Genomic DNA, 21,427 nt, shown 5'->3' with positions numbered 1-21,427 from the left:
CGCGCCACTGCGATCCGGCGCCCAGAGAGCAATTGGGGAAGCGCCGGCTGCGCTGCAGGCGGCTGGAAGGCGACGGGCTCCGGCAGCTCGGCCAGCGCGGTCTGCGCGATGCGATCGGCGGCGGCGTCTAGACGCGACTCGAGGTCGGCCACCTCGGCGGCCTGCACCAAGCCGAGATGACGGCTCGGCAGCGCCGCCTCCGCGAGGCGCGGGATGCCGCCGAGGTAAGGAATGGAGGCCGGGATGCCCGCCCGGATCATCTCCGCATGACGCGCGCTGGCCACCTGATTCGCCACCACGCCGGTGAAACTCAGTGCCGGACGGTAGCGCGCCAGGCCGAGCGCGATCGCACCGAAGGTCTGGCCCATGCCCCGGGCGTCGATGAGGGCGGCGACCGGAAGGCCGAAGGTCTCGGCCAGATCCGCGCCCGAGGGGGTCCCATCGAACAGCCCCATCGCCCCCTCGACCAGAATGAGATCGGCCTCGCCCGCCGCCTCATAGAGCTTGCGGCGGCACTCGGCTTCGCCGACCATCCAGAGATCGAGCGGGTCGACCTCGGCACCGCTGGCCCGGCTCAGGATCATGGGATCCAGGAAATCCGGGCCTGTCTTGAGTACCCGCACCCGACGACCCAGGCGGTGGTGATAGCGCGCGAGCGCCGCGACCAGGGTGGTCTTGCCCTGCCCCGAGGAGCAGGCGGTCAGAAAAAGCGCCGGGCAGCGGCGGACAGGCGGTGAAGGCATGATTGAGTTGTCGGACACGATTAAGCTGTCGAACATGACTGTCTGTAATGGGGAATATTCGTCGGATCGGAAGCGCGCGGCTCAGGCCACTCGCGACATCTTTTGCGACATCGCTCGCGGCAACGCGCCGCGCCACGGAGCCCAAGTGCCGAAAAGGATCTCATGACCGAGCCCATCCCTGTCGCCATCGGCATCGGCTGCCAGCGCGGCACGGCGCTCGCGACACTGGAGGCGGCGCTGGACGCCATCCTCGCCGAACTCGGCGCGGTCGAGGTGCGCTGCATCGCCAGCCACCTGCGCAAGGCCGACGAGCCCGCCCTGCTCGCCCTGGCCGAAGCCAAAGGCTGGCCGCTCCAATGCTACGGCGCCGAGCAACTGGCCGCCGTCAGTGTGCCCAATCCCTCGGCGCGTGTCGCCGCCGAGGTCAGCACGCCCAGCGTTGCGGAGGCCGCCGCGCTGCTGGCCGCCGGGAACCATGAGCTGCTCCTCGAAAAGCGTCGTTACCTGGGTACCGACGGCAAGGGGATGACCTTGGCCGTCGCACGCTGCCGACAGGACGCGATCCGCGTCGCCAGTCAGGGCGAGGAGTCCGACTCACCGGGCTCGCAGTCCCAGGGCAGAACGTAATCCTGCAGATCGTGCGTGCCGGTCACGGCACGAATCCCATAGACCCTGCGCAAATTCTCGCCGGTCAGGACCTCCCCCGGCGTGCCCAGGGCAACGGGCTCCCCGCATTGCAACATCAGCAGGCGGTCGCAGAAGCGGCTCGCCAGCGTCAGGTCATGCAGCACCAGGATCAGACTGCCGCCGCGCCGACAATGCTCCCGCAGGAGCGTCATGACCTGGATCTGGTGCCTGGGATCCAACGCCGCCACCGGCTCGTCGGCGAGGATGAGCGGGGCTTGGACCGCCAGCACGCGCGCCAGCCGCGCCCGCGCCCGCTCGCCACCCGACAGTTCGGTCGCCTTGCGCTGACGTAGGTGCTCGATGTCGGTCGCCCGCAGGGCGTCATCGATCGCCGCCAGGTCATCCGCGCGCGCCCCGCCACCGCCGCGCCACCAACTGCCGCGATAGGGATGCCGCCCGAGTGCGACCAGATCCTGGACCGAGATCGGCCACTGCACCGCGTCCCCCTGACTCAGATAGGCCAATTGGCGCGCCCGTGCCTGCGCGGGGAGCCTCGACAGATCCTGGTCGTCCAGCCGAATCTGCCCGCGGTAGGGCAGCAGTTGGGCAATGGCCCGGACCAGGGTGCTTTTGCCCGCGCCATTGGGGCCAATCAGGCCGAAAAACTCGCCCTCGCCGACCGCGAACGACAGATCCCGCACCCGGATCTTGCCAGCGAGACGCACCTCCAGCCCGGAGACAGTCAGCAGGCTCACAGCATGTCCCTCCGCGAGCGCAGCACCAGACCGAGGAAGAAGGGGGCGCCGACCAGGGCCGTGACCACTCCGAGCATTAGCTCGCGCGGCGTGCCGATCAAGCGCAGTGCGATGTCCGCGGCCAGAACGAGCACCGCGCCGCCCAGCGCGCTCGACAAGAGCAGTCGTCCAGGGCGATAGGCCACGAAGGGCCGCAGCAAATGCGGAACCACCAGCCCGACGAAACCGATGGCGCCACTGACGGCGACGGTCGCGCCCACGCTAAGGGCAGAGCCCGCGATGATGAGTCCACGCAGCCGCGCCAAGTCGATGCCCAGGCTGCTGGCCTCGGCCTCCCCGAGCGCGAGCACGTCCAGCGCCGGCGCGCAGAGCAGGAGCAGCGCAAGTCCGGCGAGGACGAAAGGCAGACAGAGCCGCACCTCCTCGAAGCTGCGGTCGCTGATGGAGCCGAGCAGCCAGAGCACGATGTCCTGCACGTCCGCCGGATTGGGCGCCAGGTTCAAGGCGAGCGAAGTCAAGGCACCCGCCAGCGATGACAAGGCAACACCCGCCAGGATGAGGGTGAGGTTGTTCGCGCCGGCCTGGGTCAGGGCATAGAGCAGCAGTGTCGCTAGCAGGGCGAACAGCATGGCGACCGCGGGCAGTGCCCAAAGACTGAAGGCCGTGACACCGAAATAGAGCGCCAGGACGGCCCCGAGTCCGGCACTGGATGAGATGCCGAGCAAACCCGGCTCGGCGAGCGGATTGCGCAAGAGCCCCTGCAAGGCGGCGCCGGACGCGCCTAGCGACAGACCGATCAACCAAGCCAGCAGAACCCTGGGGAGACGGATCTGCTGGACGATGAGCTGGTGCGTCTCGCTCCCCGTCCCGAGAAGTCCACCGACGACCTCGGACAGCGACAGCGGCGCCTCGCCGAAGCGCAGCGAGATGACACTGAGTCCCAAGAGCAGCAGCAACAGGACCAGATTCAGCCGCAACGGCGAGGTCCGAGCGAAGGCGCCTGATCCGACTGCGCGCGTCCTTGCCACCTGATCAGTCATCATGCCTGGCCGGCTGTGCGTTCACGCCCAACGCCAGACCATCGATCTGCGCGGCGATCTGCTCCGCCGCCTCGACCAACTCCAGGCCGCCGCAGCCCCAGGCATTGGTCGGGACGCGAATGCTGGGTGTACGTTCGAGAATGGCGCGGAACAAGGGGTGCCGCCCGTAGGCCGAGCGTGCCAGGGAGCGCGACTGGTCGAAGTAGCCGAGCAGAAAGATGTCCGGCGGCTCGGACACCAGCCGCTCCAGGGGGTAGCGCCCCCAGCCGGACAGACCTTGCTCGGTCGCCAGGTTGCGCAATCCCAGCTGACTCAGGACATCGTCCACATAGGTGCCCTTCCCCGCCGTCCCGCCATTGGGCCGCAGATAGAGCACCCGATAGGGCCGCGAACGCGCGCCGAGCCTGCGCATGCGCTGCTCGGCATCGGCGGCCTTGGCCTCGCCCTGGGCTTCCCGTCCGATCTCAATCGAGATCTGGCGTGCCGACGCAAGCGCGTCCGACCAGGTGCGCGGATAAGGCAGAGAAATGACGCGCGTACCCTGCCCCGCCAGCAGATCGGCATGACGCCGAGCCGTCCAGCCCAAGTAGACGAGGGCGATTTCCGGCTTGCGGTAGAGCAGATCCTCGACGCCGCCCCGGTTCGTCGGATAGGCGCTGGCGGCCTGGGCAACCGGCGAGACCTGAGGATTGCGACTCTGACGCGAGAGCGAGAGGATCTGCTCCGGCGCGGCCAGACTGAGTAGAAGCAGGTCGGAGCAGAGGTCGGTGCTGACGAGGGTCGGGAGCGGTGACGCCGCCGGCGCCGAGGCGCTCCAGAGCGCCAGCACTGCGAGCATCGGAGGCAACCATCGGGCAGCCGAGAGCGCTGAGATGCCCCCTCGTGGCACCGCTCCGCGCCGAGCCGCGCTCAGGGTCCGCATCGGCGTTCCGGTCTCGCGGCGCGGAGCGCCGGACGAGCCGCGACACCCCAGAGCGATGTCGCGAGAGGCATGAAGGAACACCCTAGACACTCACTTCAAACCAAAGGCGTGCCAAGCCGTGAGAGATCGAGCACATGCCCGCCGGTGACCAGATAGGTCGTCGAGCACTCTGGGCCGAGCCGCCGCACGAGATTGCCCAGACGATCCCGGAACTGCCGACCGATGGGATAGGCGGGAATCACACCCCAGCCGGTCTCCTCCGCGACCAGAACGACCAGCGCGGCACTCTGAGCCAGCGTGCGCCGCAGCCGCTCGACCCGATCCGCCCAGGCAGCGTCATCCAGTTCGAGCAAATTGGCGACCCAGGTGCCGAGCGAATCGACGAGCAGACAACGCTCCGGGCTGGCATGGGCGAGAATCTCGCGCTCCAGCTCCGTCGGCACGCAGCGCGTCAGCCAATCCGCTGGACGACGCATGCGATGCGCCTCGATACGCGCCATCCAATCCGCGTCGTCCCGGTCCTCACGGGCCGTCGCCACATAGACAACCGACAGCCCCGACTCAAACGCCAGCCGCTCCGCCCACTCGCTCTTCCCGCTGCGAGCCGGCCCCGTCACCAGAACAACCGCAGACTGCAAGGGCCGTTCACTCATCGACCGCAGGCCTCAAACGCCCCTGACAACTGACAACTGCCAACTGACACCTTATTCAGTCATCGTACCCAAGCACCGGCGCCAGCCAGCGCTCGGCCTCGGCGACCGTCATGCCCTTACGCGCCGCATAGTCCTCGACCTGGTCCTTCTGGACCTTGCCGGTACCGAAGTAGCGCGCCTGCGGATGCGAGAAGTACCAGCCGGAGACCGCTGCCGTCGGCAGCATGGCAAAGTTTTCGGTCAGGGTGATCCCGATGCGCCGATCAGGCTCCAGCAACTCCCAGAGCGTGCCCTTCTCGGTGTGGTCCGGGCAGGCCGCATAGCCGGGCGCGGGACGAATGCCCTGGTACTTCTCCGCGATCAGCTCCTCATTGCTGAGCGCCTCGTCCACCGCATGCCCCCAGTAACGGGTGCGCACCAACTGATGCAGGCGTTCGGCGAAGGCCTCGGCCAAGCGGTCGGCCAGGGCCTTGAGCATGATGGCGTTGTAGTCGTCGTGATCAGCCTCAAAACGCGCCAGGTGGGCGTCGATGCCCACGCCGGCGGTGAGTGCGAAGGCGCCGATCCAGTCATCCTGCCCAGCGGGCGCGATAAAGTCGGACAGACAGAAATTGGGCTGATTGCGTCCGGCATCGCGAGGCATCTGCTGACGCAGGTGGTGGAGCACGGTCATCGGCTCACCGCGCGATGCTTCGGCATAGAGCGCGATATCGTCGTCCCCCGCGGCATTGGCCGGGAAGAAGCCGAACACGGCGCGCGCCTCCAGCCAGTGCTCGCGGACGAGAGTTTCCAGGAGGGACTGCGCATCGGCGTAGAGCTTGCGCGCCTCCTCGCCGATGACCGCGTCGTCGAGGATGTCCGGGAAGCGTTTGTGCGCCAGCTCCCAGGCATTGAAGAAGGGTAGCCAGTCGATGTACTGCACCAGGTCGTCCAGCGGGAAGCCACTGATCGTGGCGATCACGCCGCCGCCGACCGGCTCAAGCTCGAGGGTCCAAGGCGCGGATTCGCGGAAATCGGCATCGAGCAGTGCCGGTCGCGGCGGCATGTAGCTCGCCCAGTCGACCGACACGCGGTTGGCGCGCGCCGCCGCGATGGGCATGGACTTGCGCACCGCCCCCCTGCTCTCGCGCTCCGTGCGAACGCGGGCGTACTCCTCGCGGATCGAATCGACATAGGGTCCGCGCAGCTCGTCGCTCAGCAGATTAGAGGCGACGCCGACCGCCCGCGAGGCATCGGGCACGTAGATGACCGGGGCCTCGCGCTGCGGGGCGATCTTGATGGCGGTGTGGACCTTGGAGGTGGTCGCGCCGCCGATTAGCAAGGGAACATTCACGCCTTGACGCGCCATCTCCTTGGCGACGTGCACCATCTCATCCAGCGACGGGGTGATGAGACCGGAGAGTCCGATGATGTCGACCTTCTCCTCCCGCGCGCGCTGCAGAATGGTCTCGGTCGCCACCATGACGCCGATGTCGATCACCTCGTAGCTGTTGCACTGCAGGACCACGCCGACGATGTTCTTGCCGATATCGTGCACGTCGCCCTTGACCGTTGCCATGAGGATGCGCCCGTTGCTCTTGGCGGCATCGCCAGAGGCGGCCTTCTCCGCCTCCAGGTAGGGAAACAGATAGGCGACCGCCTTCTTCATGACGCGCGCCGACTTAACCACCTGCGGCAGGAACATCTTGCCCTCGCCGAAGAGGTCGCCGACATGGTTCATGCCGGCCATCAGCGGCCCCTCGATGACCAGCAGCGGACGCCCGAGCGCCAGGCGCGCCTCTTCCGTGTCCTCGTCGATGTAATCGGTGATGCCCTTGACCAGGGAGTGCGCGAGGCGTTTCTCGACCGGCCAGCTCCGCCACTCCTGCTCCTCCGGGCGTGCCTCCACCGAGCCGTCGCCCCGATACTTGTCGGCGATCTCGAGCATGCGCTCGGTGCTGTCGTCGCGGCGGTTGAGAATCACATCCTCGACCGCCTCGCGCAGCTCCTCCGGCAAATCGTCGACGATGGCGAGCTGGCCGGCGTTGACGATGCCCATGTCCATGCCGGCCTTGATGGCGTGGTAGAGGAAGACCGCGTGGATCGCCTCGCGCACCGGATTGTTGCCGCGGAAGGAGAAGGAGACGTTGGACACGCCGCCGGAAATCAAGGCGTGGGGCAGCGTGCGCTTGATCTCGCGCGTCGCCTCGATGAAGTCGACGGCGTAGTTGTTGTGCTCCTCGATGCCGGTCGCGACCGCGAAGATGTTCGGGTCGAAGATGATGTCCTCGGCCGGGAAGCGGACCTGCTCTGTCAGGATGCGGTAGGCGCGGGTGCAGATCTCGACCTTGCGCGCCTGGGTATCGGCCTGTCCCACCTCGTCGAAGGCCATGACGATGACCGCCGCGCCGTAGCGCCGGCACAGCCGCGCCTGCTGGAGGAACTTCTCCTCGCCTTCCTTGAGCGAGATGGAGTTAACGATGGGCTTGCCCTGGACGCACTTGAGCCCGGTCTCGATGACCTCCCACTTGGAGGAGTCGATCATCACCGGGACCTTGGCGATATCGGGCTCCGCCGCGATCAGGTTGAGGAAGCGGCCCATGGCGGCGACCGCGTCGAGCAGCCCCTCGTCCATGTTGACGTCGATCACCTGGGCGCCGTTCTCGACCTGCTCCAGCGCGACGCTGAGCGCCGTGTCGTAGTCGTCCTCCTTGATCAGGCGCTTGAAGCGCGCCGAGCCGGTGACGTTGGTGCGCTCGCCGACGTTGACGAAGAAGGACTCGGCGGTGATGTTGAGCGGCTCCAGCCCCGAGAGGCGACAGGCCGGTGCGATGCTCGGCTTGGCGCGCGGCGCCATCCCGGCCACCGCCTTCGCCATCGCGCGGATATGGTCCGGCGTGGTGCCGCAGCAGCCGCCAATGATGTTGAGGAAGCCGTTACGCGCCCAGTCGGCGACCTCCTCCGCCATCTGCTCCGGCCCAAGGTCGTAGCCGCCCAGCTCATTGGGCAGACCCGCATTCGGATGCGCCGAAATCAGGCACTCGCCGATGCGCGACAGCTCCTCGACGTAAGCGCGTAGCTCGTATGGACCAAGGGCGCAGTTGAGGCCGATGCTCAGCGGCTCGGCGTGCCGCAGCGAGTTGTAGAAGGACTCGGTCGTCTGGCCGGTCAGGGTGCGCCCGGACTGATCCGTAATGGTCCCGGAGAGCATGATGGGCCGCTCGACACCGTCTTCGTCGAAGACCTTCTTGACCGCAAAGACCGCCGCCTTGGCGTTCAGGGTGTCGAAGATGGTCTCGATGAGGATGATGTCCGCCCCGCCCTCAATCAGCCCGCGGGTCGACTCGGCATAGGCCGCGACCAATGTGTCGAAGTCGACATTGCGCTTGCCGGGGTCGTTGACGTCCGGCGAGATCGATGCTGTGCGATTCGTGGGACCGAGCACACCGGCGACGAAGCGCGGCTTGGCGTCCGTGCTGAAGCCGTCGGCGGCCTCGCGCGCCAGCCGGGCGGCGGCAACGTTGATCTCGTAGGCCAGCTCCTCCATGCCGTAGTCGGCCATGGCGACACGGGTCGCGTTGAAGCTGTTGGTCTCGAGGATATCGGCGCCGGCCTCCAGGTACTGGCGATGGATGCCCGCGATGACATCGGGCTTGGTGAGGACGAGCAGATCGTTGTTGCCCTTGAGGTCGCTCGGCCAGTCCGCGAAGCGCATGCCGCGGTAGTCGGCTTCCGTCAGTCCATGGCGCTGGATCATGGTGCCCATGGCGCCGTCGAGGATGAGAATGGAGCGGGCTAGACGCCCATGGAGAAGGGAAACTGAATCAGACATGGCTGCTCGCGGATTCTGGATCTGGACAACGCAATCGTGCGGCACTGGACCACTGGGGGGCCGGCCAGCGATCGATGACGCGCTTCGAGACTGCTTGTGAGGGAAAGTCGACCAAGGGATCTTTCGCGATGAGAGCGGGCCGTCCCAAGCCCCTGCCCGGCAAGCATAGAGACCGGCTCAATCGGCCTTGGGCTTGCGTCCGGCATTGCAATACGGCGCGACCTGCTCCTGCCCGTCCCAGAGCCGCGGCCGTTCCAGCCACTTCTGAATAAAGCCCCAGGAGGCGCTGTAGCCATCGTGAGGGAGACGGCAGCTAGAGCAATCCTTGCGCCTGAGTCCGTGCTTGTCGGTATAGACCCGATAGGGTCCGGGACAGGCGTAGGCAATCAGCGGACAATAGCAGAAAAGGCAGTTGAATTCTCGCCTCACCCCCTGGTGACAGGGGTAGAAGGGGCAGCTCGCGTTGGTGAAGCCCTTGTAGGCCTGATCGCTAGTCGTGTCTTTGGGTTGCATTGCGAGTATGGGTACCTGGCATCGGGAACTGGGCGAGGAGCAATCCGCGCGGCGCCACGAACGCGAGCCACTTCAGCCTCCTCGTGGACGGATCGCGAGGCGAACCCCGGAAATCGCTACATGATGCGTACCCGACCCATCCTCAACCGAGACCACGACGCTTCCCGAGACATCGGTCCTCCAGCCAACCTGCCCCTGTGCGAAACCAGTCAGCGCAAAACCTCTTCGAGCCGATCGGCGCTCAGGATGCGCTCGGACCAGGTCAGCAAGGTCTGCTCATCGGCGTGCGCGATGCGGCGCCGGACCTCGTCCGAGAGCTCGCCGAACTTCAGGCGCAGCTGGCGCTCCAACACCCGCGCCTCGCCCTCTTGCAGGCCCTGCTGCATACCTTCCCGCATGCCCTGTTGCATACCCTCTTCGCGGAATCGTTCGGCAAACTGGCTCATGGTCTGTGCCTCGTCGGGGTAATCCTGTTCGTATTTTAGGCGCTCATGATCGTCAAGAGCGGCATAGATGTCGATGAAATCCAGGTACTTGAGGCGCCGCTCTGGATCGGATTCCAGAGCTGTGAGCCCGCGCACCGCCTGGGCATAGACCTCGACCTTGCGCGCGGCGGGGTAGCGCATGCTCGGCAGCGTCAGGCGGGCGACCAGGTTGTCGCTGTCGCGGTAGTCCTCGAACGCCAGTTCGGCGAGGGCGCAGCGCAGGTACTGGAAATCCAGATAGACGTGACGATCGCCGCCGAGGCGCAGGCTCTCGGCAACATGGCGGGCGTCGCGCAGAAAGATCACGACCGGGACGACCCGCGTGGTCTGAAGCAGCTCGGCCAGGTCCAGGCAATAGTGGGCGAGACGGTGGATGGAGAAACGCCGCGCGTCGCTCTCCTCTTCGAGCACGAAGAGCACCGCCTCGCGGCGACCGTCCGGCCACTCGACCAGCAAGGGCACGTCGAGCTCGCGAAAGCGCTCGCCCAGACGCTCCTGCAACTGCTCCTGACGTACCGGGAGGACACGCACCCCGGCACCGAGATCGGCCGCCTCGGCGGCGGCGAAAAAGGCGAGCGCGGCGTGCGGGTAGTCGAGGATGAGGTTTTTGAAATTCTGATCGTGGGACATCGGCAACGTCCGGCTGAAGCATCCGTCGAGCACAGCTTCCCGCAAAGATCGCGGGCGGGCGTAGGATCAGCCAACCCAAGCCCGCGCGTTTCGGAACAGACGCATCCAGGGACCGTCAGCTCCCCAGTCCTGCGGGTACCAGGCGTTCTGGACGGTTCGGAAGACGCGCTCCGGGTGGGGCATCATGATGGTGACCCGGCCATCCAGGGTGGTGAGACCGGCGATGCCGCTCGGGGAGCCGTTGGGGTTGGCGGGATAGGACTCGGCAACGCGCCCGTCGTTCTCCAGATAGCGAACGACGACGTGCGGCTCCGCGGAGCGCAGATGCTCGGTATCGCGGAATTCCGCCCGACCTTCGCCGTGCGCGACGGCGATCGGCATGCGCGAGCCGACCATTCCGGCCAGGAGCACGGACGGCGTCGGGGCCACCTCCAGCATGCAGGTGCGCGCCTCGAACTGCTCGGAGCGGTTGCGCACGAAGTGCGGCCAATGGTCCGCGCCCGGGATCAGCTCGCGCAGATTGGACAGCATCTGACAGCCGTTGCAGACCCCGAGCGCAAAGGTGTCGGGACGCGCGAAGAAGGCCTGGAACTGATCGCGCGCGCGCGGGTTGAAGAGGATGGTCTTGGCCCAGCCCTCGCCGGCGCCGAGCACGTCGCCGTAGGAAAAGCCGCCGCAGGCTGCAAGACCGAGGAACTTGGAGAGGTCCGTCCGCCCGGCCATGATGTCGGAGAGATGGACGTCGATGCACTGGAAGCCGGCGGCGTGGAAGGCGGCGGCCATCTCGACCTGGCCGTTGACGCCCTGATCCCGCAGGATGGCGATCGGCGGACGCACGCCCCGCTCGATGTAGGGTGCGGCCACATCGTCGTCGGGGTCGAAGGTGAGGACCGAATTGAGGCCCGGGTCGAAGCCGGCGATGCGCGCGAAGCTCTCCTCGGCGCACTCCGGGTTGTCGCGCAGGGACTGCATCCAATAGCTGGTCTCCGACCAGGCCTGTTGCAGATCCACGCGAGTGGCCTCGAAGAGTACCTTGCAGCGGCGGCAGATGCGGATCTCGTCGCTATCGTCCAGCATGCCGATGACCGGGCTGTACTCGGCCAGGCCGTAGTAGTCCAAGATTTGGAGCACGATGTCCGTGTCGGTGTGGCGGACCTGGATGACGGCGCCCAGCTCTTCGCTGAAGAGCGCGGACATGTCATCCAGCCCGACGGCGGCGAGATCCACATCGACACCACAGTGACCGGCGAAGGCCATTTCGCAGAGGGTCGTGATGAGTCCGCCGTCGGACCTGTCGTGATAGGCGAGGATGAGATCTTCCTCGCGCAGCTCCTGGATGGCCGCGAAAAAGCGCTTGAGCAGATCCGGGCTATCGAGATCCGGCCCCTCGCCACCGATGTGGTTGAAGACCTGCGCCAGGCAGGATCCGCCAAGCCGATTTCGGCCGCGACCCAGGTCGATCAGGATGAGGTCGGAGTCCCCCTCATTGGTGCGCAGCTGGGGTGTCAGGGTGCGCCGCACGTCGGCAACCGGCGCAAAGGCCGACACGATGAGCGACAGGGGCGCGGTCATCTCGCGCCGGTTGCCCTCGGCGTCCGCCCACACCGTCTTCATGCTCATGGAGTCCTTGCCGACCGGGATGGCGATGCCAAGCGCCTCGCACAGCTCCATCCCAACCGCGCGCACGGTGTCATAGAGACGGGCATCCTCGCCGGGGTGACCTGCGGCGGCCATCCAGTTCGCTGAGAGTTTGATGTCGCCCAGCGCCTGGATGGAGGCAGCGGCGAGATTGGTGAGCGCCTCGCCGACGGCCATGCGGCCGGATGCCGGGGCGTCCAGCAGGGCCAGCGGCGTGCGCTCGCCGATGGCCATGGCCTCGCCCGTGAAACCACGGAAGTCGCTGATGGTGACGGCGCAGTCCGCAACCGGGATTTGCCAGGGGCCGACCATCTGCTCTCGCGCCACCTGCCCCGTGATGCTGCGGTCGCCGATGGTGATGAGGAAGCTCTTGTCCGCGACCGTGGGCAGCCGCAAGACGCGGTAGATGGCCGCGCCGATGTCGATCTTGCTGGGATCGAAGTCATCGCGGGGCGGCTGCACCCGGGCCACATCGCGCAGCATCTTGGGCGGTTTGCCGAGCAGCAGCGAGAGCGGCATGTCGATGGGGCTGTCCTGGAAGTGCGGATCCTCCAGAACCAGGCGCTCTTCGTCGGTCGCCTCGCCGACAACCGCGTAAGGGCACCGCTCACGCTCGCAGATCGCCTTGAACGTCTCCAATTGCTCGGCGGCCACCGCCAGGACATAGCGTTCCTGGGCTTCGTTGCACCAGATCCCCATCGGCGACATGCCCGGCTCGTCGTTCGGGATGGCGCGCAGCCCGAAGCGCCCGCCCCGTCCGCCGTCGTGAACCAGCTCGGGCAGCGCATTGGACAGCCCACCGGCGCCGACGTCGTGGATGAAGAGGATGGGATTCTCCTCCCCGCGCGACCAGCAGCGGTCGATGACCTCCTGGCAACGGCGTTGCATCTCGGGGTTGGCGCGCTGGACCGAGGCGAAGTCGAGATCCTCGGCCGAGGTACCCGAGGCCATGCTGGACGCCGCACCGCCACCCAAGCCGATCAGCATCGCCGGACCGCCCAGCACCACCAGCGGCGTCCCGGCCGGGAATGGCCGCTTCTCGACGTGCTCGCTGCGAATGTTGCCGAGGCCGCCGGCCAGCATGATGGGTTTGTGGTAGCCGCGCAGCTCGGGCGTGCCGGACAGTCCGGGGATGGTCTGCTCGTAGGTACGAAAATAGCCGGCCAGATTGGGGCGGCCGAACTCGTTGTTGAAGGCCGCGGCACCGATGGGGCCTTCGAGCATGATGTCGAGCGCGGAGACGATCCGCCCCGGCTTGCCGTGATCCTGCTCCCAGGGCTGCTCGCGGCCGGGGATCCTCAGATTGGAGACGGAGAAGCCGCAGAGTCCGGCCTTGGGCTTGGCGCCCAGCCCGGTCGCGCCCTCGTCGCGGATCTCCCCACCCGAGCCGGTCGCGGCACCCGGATCCGGCGCGATGGCCGTGGGATGATTGTGCGTCTCGACCTTCATGAGGAGGTGGATCTCCTCCTCGGACTCGCAATAGACCCCGGTCTCCGGGCAGGGAATGAAGCGCCGGCCCTCCCAGCCCTCGATCACGGCCGCGTTGTCCTTGTAAGCGGACAGCACGCCCTGAGGTGCCTTCTGCGTCGTGTTGCGGATCATGCTGAAGAGCGATCGCTCTTGCCGCTCGCCGTCGATGGCCCAGTCGGCATTGAAGATCTTGTGCCGGCAGTGCTCCGAGTTCGCCTGGGCGAACATCATCAGCTCGACGTCGGTCGGATTGCGGCCCAGGGCGGCGAAGCTCTCCGCGAGGTAGTCGATCTCGTCCTCGGACAGCGCCAGACCCAGCTCCAGGTTGGCCGCCGCCAGGGCCGGACGCCCCAGGCCCAGCAGATCGATGCGCTCCGACGGACGCGGCGCGGCCTGGTCGAAGAGACGATGGGCGTCCTCCATCGTGAAGAGTGCGACCTGGGTCATGCGGTCGTGGAGCAGCGCCGCCGCCGTCTGCAACGCCGGGCTGTCGATGGGTTCACCAGAAGCCGTCAGATAATAGGCGATCCCGCGCTCCAGCCTGCGAACGGCCGAGAGACCGCAGTTGTGCGCAATATCCGTCGCCTTCGAGGACCAGGGCGAGATGGTGCCCGGCCGCGGGATCACCAGGATCACGGCGCCCTCGGGGTCGTGCGCGGGCAGGACCGGCCCGTAGCGCAGGAGACGCTCCAGGATGGCACGCTCCCCATCGTTCAGCTCGCCAGAGAGCTGCGCGAAATGCACATACTCGGCATAGACTTGGATCTGGGCGCCGGTCTGCTCGCCGAGACGCTCGGCAAGCTTGCGGAGACGGAATTCAGAGACGGCGGGAGCGCCACGAAGAACGAACATGGGCGATTGCTCTAGGTGCTAGGGTTAGCGAGAAACGCGCACCGAAGGCGCACAAGGTCTCCCGCGCCTACTCCGGGAGAGGGACAGGACAGCGCGCGCGCCGAGTGACGTCGAAGGAAACGCACCCCGGGCTGCGCAACCGTCGTCATCCGGCGTGACGCCTCGCCGTGCCCGATGCTGGACATCATACGTGAGTGGGGAACTTAGGGTCGCCATGGGTTTCACCGCACTCACGACCCACAGGCGGCACCGAGCATGCCGGACGCTCCGCGCAGACTCATCGACCGCGACGCTGCCTGACCGCCTCGAAGAGGCAGACTCCGGCGGCGACCGAGACATTCAGGCTCTCGACCTTGCCAGACATGGGCAGCTTCACCAAGGCATCGCAGCGCTCGCGCGTCAATCGCCGCAAGCCGCTGCCCTCGCTCCCCATGACCAAGCCGAGCGCGCCGGTCAGGTCGACCGCGAAGAGCTCGTCCGTCGCCTCGCCGGCCGTCCCGGTCAACCAGATGCCGCGCTCCTTGAGCGCCTCCATGCTGCGCGCGAGATTGGTCACCTGGATATAGGGCAGTGTCTCCGCGGCCCCGCTGGCCACCTTGCAGACCACGGGCGTAAGACCCACGGCGTTGTCCTTGGGTGCGATGACCGCGTGCACCCCGGCGGCCTCTGCCGTGCGCAGACAGGCACCGAGATTGTGCGGATCCTGCACCTCATCGAGCAGGAGGAGAAAGGGTGGCCCTTCGAGCGCCTCCAGGAGCCCCATGAGATCCCGCTCGGAGCGCGCGGCAGGCACCCGCACCCAGGCTAGGGCACCCTGATGATTCGCGCCTTCCGCTACCCGCTCCAACTCGTCGCGATCGACCTGTCGGATCTTGACCCCGCCCGCCTTCGCCAGCTCAGCGAGCTCGGCCAGTCGCCGGTCGCGGCGGCTGCGCTCCAGCCAGACCTCGCACACCCCGTCCGAGCCATGCTTGAGTGCGGTGCGGACGCTGTGGATTCCAGCGACCGGCGTCTGCTCGCTCATCTCAGGACGCCGGCTTGGAGCCGCCCGACTGACGCTTGCGCTTGCCGCGCGATCGGCTCTTGCCCGCCGCAGGCTCGCTCGACGGTGTCTGCTTCTGCTCGCCGGACTTGGGTCGCTTGCCTCCACCGCGCGGGGCGGCGTCGGCCAGCACGAAGTCGATCTTGCGATCGTCCAGATTGACGGCCGCGACCTGAACCCGCAGGCGGTCGCCCAGGCGATAGACGGTGCCGGTGCGCTCACCGTGCAGACGGTGGCCAATGGGGTCGAAGTGATAGAAGTCGTTGTCCAGCGCGGTGATGTGCACCAGACCGTCGACATAGACCTCGTCCAACTCGACGAAGATACCGAAGGAGTTGACGCTGGTGATGGTGCCGTCGAATTTCTCGCCCAGCTTGTCCTGCATGAACTCGCACTTGAGCCAGTCTTCGGCATCGCGCGTCGCCTCATCGGCGCGCCGCTCGGTGCCCGAGCAGTGCTCGGCGACCTGCTGCAGCTCGATCTTCGACAGGTCCAGATCCGCCGCCGTGCCGCCCGCGAGCAGGTGCTTGATCAGCCGATGGACGATGAGGTCCGGGTAGCGGCGGATCGGCGAGGTGAAATGGGTATAGGCGTCATAGGCCAAGCCGAAGTGGCCGGCATTGTCCGAGCTATACATCGCCTGCTGCATGGAGCGCAGCAGCACGGTCTGGATGAGCCGCCGATCCGCCCGACCCTGAACCTGTTCGAGCAGTTGGGCATAGTCGGCCGCCGTCGGCTTGGGACCGCCGGGGAGCTTGAGAGCCAGCTGCCCCAGAAACTCGCGCAGATCCGTGAGCTTCTCCTCGCTCGGCGTGTCGTGGATGCGGTAGACGGCCGGGATGCGTTTGCGTTGGAAGAGTCTCGCCGCCGCGACATTGGCGGCCAGCATGCACTCCTCGATCAAACGGTGCGCGTCGTTGCGCACCTGGGGAACCACCGCCTCGATGCGTCCCTGATCGGTGAAGACGAACTTGGTTTCCGTGGTATCGAAGTCGATGGCACCGCGCGCCGCCCGCGTTCCGTGCAGGACTTGGTAGAGCTGGTACAGCTCGTGGAGGTGAGGCAGGACTTCAGCGAAACGCTCGCAGAGTTCGCCGTCGCCGTCCACCACCATGGCGGCGACCTGGTCATAGGTGAGACGCGCCTGAGAACGCATCACGGCCTCGAAGAAGCGCGTGCGGGTGACCTTGCCCTCGCCGTTGATGTAGAGCTCCGCGGTCATGCAGAGGCGATCGACCTGCGGATTCAGCGAGCAGAGCCCGTTCGACAGGATCTCGGGCAGCATGGGAATGACGCGGTCCGGGAAGTAGACCGAGTTGCCGCGCGCCTGCGCCTCCTTATCCAAGGCGGTACCGGGTTGGACGTAGCTCGAGACATCCGCGATGCACACGAGCAGCTTCCAGCCCTTGGGCTTGCGCTCGCAGTAGACGGCATCGTCGAAATCGCGGGCGTCGGCGCCGTCGATGGTCACCAAGGGCAGCTGGCGCAGATCCGTGCGACCTTGCTTCGCGGCCTCTGGGACCTCGGCTGTCAAATCGGCGATTTCCGACTCGACCTCAGCGGGCCAGTCCACGGGCAGGGCGTGGGTGCGGATGGCAATGTCCGTCTCCATTCCCGGCGCCATGTGATCGCCGAGCACCTGGCCGATGCGCCCGAGCGGCTGGGTGCGTTGCGTCGGCTGGTCGGTGATCTCCGCGACCACGATCTGGCCCTGTTCAGCCCCATTGATTCGATCGCTGGGGATGATGATGTCGTGCGTCAGACGTTTGTTGTCCGGCACCACGAAGCCGACGCCGCCTTCCTTATAGAGCCGGCCGACGACCGAGCGGGTGTTGCGCTCCAGGATCTCAACCACCGCCCCTTCCAGCCGCCCACGTCGATCCCGGCCACTCACCCGCACCACGACCCGATCACCGTGGAAGAGCGCGCGCATCTCCTTCGGGTAGAGGTAGAGGTCATCGCCGCCCTCCTCCGGGCGAACGAACCCGAAGCCATCGGGATGACCGATGACACGTCCGGCGATGAGGTCGCGCTTGTTGACCGGGCAGTAGACCTGGTTGCGATTGCGGACCAGTTGGCCGTCACGGACCATCGCCCCCAAGCGTCGCTCGAGGGCGATGACATCCTGCTCGTCCTTGAGGGCCAGCGCCGCGGCAAGCTCATCGGAGGAGAGCGGAACACCCTGCGCGGCGAGCGTCTCCAGGATGAACTCCCGGCTGGGGATGGGGTTGGCGTACTTCTTCGCCTCACGCTGGTGGTGCGGATCTTGCGGCTTTGCGGGTGCTGTTGATCGGCGTCGTGTCACTTGATCTCGTTCGTATTCCAAAAACGTTAGTGTAGCGTTGACAAGCCTGCCGTGTCTCACTAATATTCGCGCTCCACAGACGGAGCAGGGTTGAAAAGGCCCATCCGAACGTCCCCTGCCGAGGTGGCGGAATTGGTAGACGCGCATGGTTCAGGTCCATGTGAACGAAAGTTCGTGGAGGTTCGAGTCCTCTTCTCGGCACCAAATTCAGTCACCGTCGAATGACGGTGACAGCAGAAGAAAAAGGCGCTTAGCTCACAGGCTAAGCGCCTTTTTCTTTGCCACGCCCAACGCCCCCTTCGACGACCATCAACAGACGACCAGCGACGACACCCCTGACCGAGGTGCGCCCGGCTCAAGTCTCCGGCACGCCCCGACGCCGGCGGTCACGGCTGCGCTTGAGCCGGAAGAGCGTCCAGGCCGGGCCTGAGACCGCGTAGGTGATCGCCATCGCGAAGAGCACCAGCGGCGGATAGATGTAGACCACGGCGAAGCCGAGCATGACCGCCACGGCCAGCAGAAATGGAACCCGGCCTTGGAGATCGAGCTGCTTGAAGCTGAAGTACCTGAAGTTGCTCACCATCAACAGCCCAGCACCCGCGGTGAGGAAGGCCGCCAGCCAGGACACATCCGAGCCATCGATCCCCAGGTCGTTCGCGGTCCAGATCCCTGTCGCGACAATGGCCGCGGCCGATGGACTGGCGAGCCCCTGGAAATAACGCTTGTCCGCGATGCCGACCTGCGTGTTGAAACGCGCCAGGCGCAATGCCGCCGCCGCAGTGAACACAAAGGCGGCCAGCCACCCGACCTTGCCCAGCTCCCCCAACGCCCAGTGATAGGCCACCAAGGCCGGGGCGACACCAAAGGCCACCATATCCGACAGACTGTCGTACTCGGCGCCGAAGTCGCTCTGGGTATGGGTAATCCGCGCAATGCGGCCGTCGAATCCATCGAGCAGCATGGCCGCCAGAATGGCGAGGGCCGCCGCCTCGAAGCGGTCTTGGGTCGCCGACAGCACGGCATAGAAGCCCGCAAACAGCGCCGCGGTCGTGAACAGGTTCGGCAGCAGGTAGATCCCGCGCGGTCTCTTTCTAGGCGGAAGGGTTTCGTCCATAGGTCTCGGATTCGGTTGTCGGCCCCGGGGCCGGTCGCAGGCCCGAGTATAGCCGCGGCGGGAAGCCTGCCGAAAGCGCGCCGAGCGCGGACTTGGAAGATCTTTCGAGCACCCAAATAAGGATTCGAAATCTAGCCTCGAATCTGTCATACACTTGCGTCATAGTGCCAGCTCGTCGCAGCCGCAACCCGAGTTCCACCCACCTGGCTTCGATACCGACCTCGAGACGCCTCACGCCGACCACTCCTGAACCCGTCCGCCTTGGGAGATGACATGACACTGCAGCTCGCAAGACCTCCGATGCCCAGCGACGACAAGCGCTGGAAACTGGTCAACGCCGCCATGCGCCGTAATGGCTATGCGGATCATGCCCTCATCGAAACGCTGCACAGCGTTCAGGACGCCTTCGGCTTCCTCGACGAGACCTCTCTGCGTTTCGTCGCCGCCTCGCTCGACTTGCCGCTCAGCAAGGTCTTTGGCGTGGCCACCTTCTACCACATCTTCATGCTCAAGCCGAAGGGCCGCCACGCCTGCGTCATCTGTACAGGCACCGCCTGTTACATCAAGGGCGCCGGAGCACTCTTGGAGGGCATCGAGGAGCGCTACGGCGTGAACGCCGGGGAAACCACCGAAGACGACCGGCTCTCGGTCCTCACGGCGCGCTGCGTGGGTGCCTGCGGACTTGCGCCCGCCGTCGTCCTGGACGGCGATGTCATCGGCAAGCTGAACTCCGACACACTGACCGCCAAGCTCGAGGAGTTGGACTGATATGCATCTTGAAGATCTGGCCGAAAAGGCCGCCGACTTCAGAGCGGAAGAGGCCCACATCACGCACGAGGTGCGCGTCTGCATGGCCGCGAGCTGCCAATCCTCTGGCGCCGCTCCGGTCATGACGGCACTCACCGAGGCCTGTGGCGACGCCACAGATCACTGCAAGGTCAAAGGGGTCGGCTGCATGGGACTCTGCTCGGCGGGCCCGCTGGTCGCCGTGGCGGACAAGGACGCCGACCTCATCCACTCCGTCCTCTATCGCGACGTCACGCCGGACGACGCCCCGGACATCCTCGCAAGCGTCGGCGGCGCCCCCGTCGATCGGCTGCGCTGCCCCACCGATCAGCCCTTCTTCGCGCGCCAGCAACGGGTCGTCCTCGAGAACTCCGGCATCATCGACCCGGATAGTTTCAAGGGCTATGTCGCCGTCGGCGGCTACTCCGCCCTGGTCAAGGCGCTCTCCGAGATGACCCCCGCCGATGTCTTGCGCGAGGTGACCGCTAGCGGACTGCGCGGACGGGGGGGCGGCGGCTATCCGACCGGCCTCAAATGGTCGACGGTCGCCAAGATGCCCGGTGATCAGAAGTATGTCATCTGCAACGCCGACGAGGGCGATCCGGGCGCCTTCATGGACAGGGCCGTGCTGGAATCCGATCCCCATCGCATTCTGGAGGGCATGGCCATCGCCGCCTATGCCGTGGGAGCCAACAAGGCCTACATCTACGTCCGCGCTGAGTATCCGCTCGCCGTCGAGCGACTTCAGACCGCCATCCGCAAGGCGAAACGGGCTGGATTCCTTGGATCGAAGGTGGCCGACACCCAATTCAGCTTCGAAGTCGAAATCCGTCTCGGCGCCGGCGCCTTCGTCTGCGGCGAGGAGACGGCCCTCATGGCCTCGATCGAGGGACTGCGCGGACAACCCAGACCACGCCCGCCCTATCCGGCCGAGTCCGGTCTCTGGGGTTGTCCGACGCTCATCAACAACGTCGAGACCTTCGCCAACATCGCCCCCATCATCCGCGAGGGCGGTGACTGGCTTGCCGCCATCGGCACGGAGAAATCGAAGGGGACGAAAGTCTTCGCCCTCGCGGGCAAGATCGCGAACACGGGCCTGATCGAAGTCCCCATGGGCACGACCTTGAGGGACATCATCGAGGTGATCGGCGGCGGCATCCCCGACGGCAAGGCCTTCAAAGCCGTGCAAACGGGCGGCCCTTCCGGCGGCTGCATCCCGCAAGCGCACCTGGACATTCCGGTGGATTACGACAGCCTCAAGACGCTGGGGACCATGATGGGCTCCGGCGGCATGATCGTGATGGATGAGACCTCCTCCATGGTGGACGTGGCGCGCTACTTCATGGAGTTCTGCATGACGGAGTCCTGCGGCAAGTGCGTGCCCTGCCGCACCGGTACTCAGCAGATGCACGGCCTGCTGGACAAGATCACCAAGGCACGGGGCAGCCATGCGGACCTCGCCCTGCTCGAAGAACTGTGCGAGGTGGTGCAGGCCACCAGCCTCTGCGGACTCGGGCAAACGGCGCCGAACCCGGTGTTGAGCACGCTGCGCTATTTTCGGGATGAGTACGAAGAGAAGCTGCGGGGAGAGGCGACACCATGATGCCCCCGGACCAAGATCGCCATGCCTGGGCGATGGAAAGCGCGCGGATGCTCAGGACTGGGCAAATGTCCGAGCTGAACCTTGGGCGTATCGCGGAGGAACTCGAAGACAGGGGGCGAAGCGAAAAACAGGCCTTGTCGAGCCATCTCAAGGTTCTGGTTCTCCACCTGCTGAAATGGCGCTATCAGCCCGCTTTTCGCGGGTTGAGCTGGAAGCTCTCCATCACCCACGCACGCGACGAAGTCATGGAGCTCCTGGAGGACAGCCCCAGCCTGCGCGCGACCCTGCCGGAGCTGCTGATGCGCCGTTACCCGGCAGCCCGACGTCGGGCGATCCTCGAGACTGGGCTGCGCGAGGAGACCTTCCCTCGCGCATCTCCCTTTACTCTGGATCAACTGCTCGACGCGGACGACTGGACCTGATCGCCGCGCCAGCCAT

At 66.2% G+C, this 21,427-nt stretch carries 16 protein-coding genes and 1 tRNA gene; 5 read left to right on the top strand and 12 right to left on the bottom strand.

What is annotated here, in order from left to right:
- A partial coding sequence (locus CKO23_RS10835) for a nucleotide-binding protein (RefSeq protein WP_200330911.1) occupies positions 1-743 on the bottom strand: 743 nt, incomplete at its 3' end.
- Positions 744-905: 162 nt separating this feature from the next.
- Here CKO23_RS10835 and CKO23_RS10830 point away from each other — a divergent pair.
- Positions 906-1,370 carry a cobalamin biosynthesis protein gene (locus tag CKO23_RS10830; protein ID WP_200330909.1) on the top strand — a complete coding sequence of 155 codons (465 nt, stop codon included), beginning with the start codon at positions 906-908 and terminating at the stop codon, positions 1,368-1,370.
- Here the strand turns inward: CKO23_RS10830 and CKO23_RS10825 are convergent.
- The 10 genes from CKO23_RS10825 to rnr form a co-directional block, all read right to left on the bottom strand.
- Positions 1,319-2,125 carry an ATP-binding cassette domain-containing protein gene (locus tag CKO23_RS10825; protein WP_200330907.1) on the bottom strand — a complete coding sequence of 269 codons (807 nt, stop codon included), beginning with the start codon at positions 2,123-2,125 and terminating at the stop codon, positions 1,319-1,321. The two genes, CKO23_RS10830 and CKO23_RS10825, sit on opposite strands and share 52 nt — an antisense overlap.
- Complete coding sequence (locus CKO23_RS10820) at positions 2,122-3,165, bottom strand: iron ABC transporter permease (RefSeq protein WP_200330917.1); 1,044 nt, start codon at positions 3,163-3,165, stop codon at positions 2,122-2,124. The genes CKO23_RS10825 and CKO23_RS10820 overlap by 4 nt, the downstream gene beginning before the upstream one ends.
- A complete protein-coding gene (locus CKO23_RS10815) occupies positions 3,158-4,003 on the bottom strand; it encodes an ABC transporter substrate-binding protein (protein ID WP_200330905.1) in 846 nt (281 codons plus the stop codon). The genes CKO23_RS10820 and CKO23_RS10815 overlap by 8 nt, the downstream gene beginning before the upstream one ends.
- A 179-nt stretch (positions 4,004-4,182) precedes the next feature.
- Positions 4,183-4,725 carry a bifunctional adenosylcobinamide kinase/adenosylcobinamide-phosphate guanylyltransferase gene (cobU, locus tag CKO23_RS10810; protein WP_242482353.1) on the bottom strand — a complete coding sequence of 181 codons (543 nt, stop codon included), beginning with the start codon at positions 4,723-4,725 and terminating at the stop codon, positions 4,183-4,185.
- A 70-nt stretch (positions 4,726-4,795) separates the two neighbouring features.
- The gene (gene metH / locus CKO23_RS10805) at positions 4,796-8,551 is read right to left on the bottom strand and encodes a methionine synthase (protein ID WP_200330901.1); all 3,756 of its coding nucleotides are present in this window, start codon (positions 8,549-8,551) and stop codon (positions 4,796-4,798) included.
- A gap of 177 nt (positions 8,552-8,728) precedes the next feature.
- Complete coding sequence (locus CKO23_RS10800) at positions 8,729-9,064, bottom strand: cysteine-rich small domain-containing protein (RefSeq protein ID WP_200330899.1); 336 nt, start codon at positions 9,062-9,064, stop codon at positions 8,729-8,731.
- Positions 9,065-9,273: 209 nt separating this feature from the next.
- Positions 9,274-10,179 carry a hypothetical protein gene (locus tag CKO23_RS10795; RefSeq protein WP_200330897.1) on the bottom strand — a complete coding sequence of 302 codons (906 nt, stop codon included), beginning with the start codon at positions 10,177-10,179 and terminating at the stop codon, positions 9,274-9,276.
- A 66-nt stretch (positions 10,180-10,245) separates the two neighbouring features.
- Complete coding sequence (gene purL, locus CKO23_RS10790) at positions 10,246-14,139, bottom strand: phosphoribosylformylglycinamidine synthase (protein WP_200330895.1); 3,894 nt, start codon at positions 14,137-14,139, stop codon at positions 10,246-10,248.
- Positions 14,140-14,416: 277 nt separating this feature from the next.
- Positions 14,417-15,163: a 23S rRNA (guanosine(2251)-2'-O)-methyltransferase RlmB gene (gene rlmB / locus CKO23_RS10785; protein ID WP_200330893.1), complete on the bottom strand. Its 747-nt coding sequence runs from the start codon at positions 15,161-15,163 to the stop codon at positions 14,417-14,419.
- 1 nt (position 15,164) lies between these two features.
- Positions 15,165-17,486 (bottom strand): ribonuclease R, encoded by a 2,322-nt coding sequence (gene rnr / locus CKO23_RS10780; RefSeq protein WP_200330891.1) that lies wholly within the window; start codon positions 17,484-17,486, stop codon positions 15,165-15,167.
- Positions 17,487-17,603: 117 nt separating this feature from the next.
- On the opposite strand from rnr, the gene CKO23_RS10775 reads away from it, so the two are divergent.
- A tRNA-Leu gene (locus tag CKO23_RS10775) sits at positions 17,604-17,690 on the top strand.
- Positions 17,691-17,841: 151 nt separating this feature from the next.
- On the opposite strand, the gene pssA is transcribed toward CKO23_RS10775, so the two are convergent.
- A complete protein-coding gene (gene pssA, locus CKO23_RS10770) occupies positions 17,842-18,600 on the bottom strand; it encodes a CDP-diacylglycerol--serine O-phosphatidyltransferase (RefSeq protein WP_200330889.1) in 759 nt (252 codons plus the stop codon).
- A 273-nt stretch (positions 18,601-18,873) separates the two neighbouring features.
- Between pssA and hoxE the strand changes: the two genes are divergently transcribed.
- Genes hoxE through CKO23_RS10755 form a run of 3 tightly spaced genes read left to right on the top strand, consistent with a single transcriptional unit; the run spans position 18,874 to position 21,411 of the window.
- Positions 18,874-19,368, top strand: coding sequence for a bidirectional hydrogenase complex protein HoxE (gene hoxE / locus CKO23_RS10765; protein WP_200330887.1), 495 nt, complete (start codon positions 18,874-18,876; stop codon positions 19,366-19,368).
- 1 nt (position 19,369) lies between these two features.
- A complete protein-coding gene (locus CKO23_RS10760; protein ID WP_200330884.1) occupies positions 19,370-20,989 on the top strand; it encodes a NuoF family protein in 1,620 nt (539 codons plus the stop codon).
- On the top strand, positions 20,986-21,411 hold the full coding sequence (locus CKO23_RS10755; protein WP_200330882.1) for a DUF29 family protein: 426 nt from the start codon (positions 20,986-20,988) through the stop codon (positions 21,409-21,411). The genes CKO23_RS10760 and CKO23_RS10755 overlap by 4 nt, the downstream gene beginning before the upstream one ends.
- Positions 21,412-21,427: the final 16 nt, after the last annotated feature.

Origin of the sequence: Thiocystis violacea, from assembly GCF_016583565.1 — a bacterium.
GTDB lineage: Bacteria > Pseudomonadota > Gammaproteobacteria > Chromatiales > Chromatiaceae > Thiorhodococcus > Thiorhodococcus violaceus_A.
The sequence above is the reverse complement of the archived record's forward strand: the minus strand, read 5'-3'. Positions and strand labels throughout refer to the sequence as shown.

Bases quoted from the DNA above. Each gene is read 5' to 3' on its own strand.
- CKO23_RS10830 (WP_200330909.1), top strand. From the start codon at position 906: ATGACCGAGCCCATCCCTGTCGCCATCGGCATCGGCTGCCAGCGCGGC.
- CKO23_RS10820 (WP_200330917.1), bottom strand. From the start codon at position 3,165: ATGACTGATCAGGTGGCAAGGACGCGCGCAGTCGGATCAGGCGCCTTC.
- CKO23_RS10815 (WP_200330905.1), bottom strand. From the start codon at position 4,003: ATGCTCGCAGTGCTGGCGCTCTGGAGCGCCTCGGCGCCGGCGGCGTCA.
- metH (WP_200330901.1), bottom strand. From the start codon at position 8,551: ATGTCTGATTCAGTTTCCCTTCTCCATGGGCGTCTAGCCCGCTCCATT.
- CKO23_RS10800 (WP_200330899.1), bottom strand. From the start codon at position 9,064: ATGCAACCCAAAGACACGACTAGCGATCAGGCCTACAAGGGCTTCACC.
- CKO23_RS10795 (WP_200330897.1), bottom strand. From the start codon at position 10,179: ATGTCCCACGATCAGAATTTCAAAAACCTCATCCTCGACTACCCGCAC.
- purL (WP_200330895.1), bottom strand. From the start codon at position 14,139: ATGTTCGTTCTTCGTGGCGCTCCCGCCGTCTCTGAATTCCGTCTCCGC.
- rlmB (WP_200330893.1), bottom strand. From the start codon at position 15,163: ATGAGCGAGCAGACGCCGGTCGCTGGAATCCACAGCGTCCGCACCGCA.
- pssA (WP_200330889.1), bottom strand. From the start codon at position 18,600: ATGGACGAAACCCTTCCGCCTAGAAAGAGACCGCGCGGGATCTACCTG.
- hoxE (WP_200330887.1), top strand. From the start codon at position 18,874: ATGACACTGCAGCTCGCAAGACCTCCGATGCCCAGCGACGACAAGCGC.
- CKO23_RS10760 (WP_200330884.1), top strand. From the start codon at position 19,370: ATGCATCTTGAAGATCTGGCCGAAAAGGCCGCCGACTTCAGAGCGGAA.
- CKO23_RS10755 (WP_200330882.1), top strand. From the start codon at position 20,986: ATGATGCCCCCGGACCAAGATCGCCATGCCTGGGCGATGGAAAGCGCG.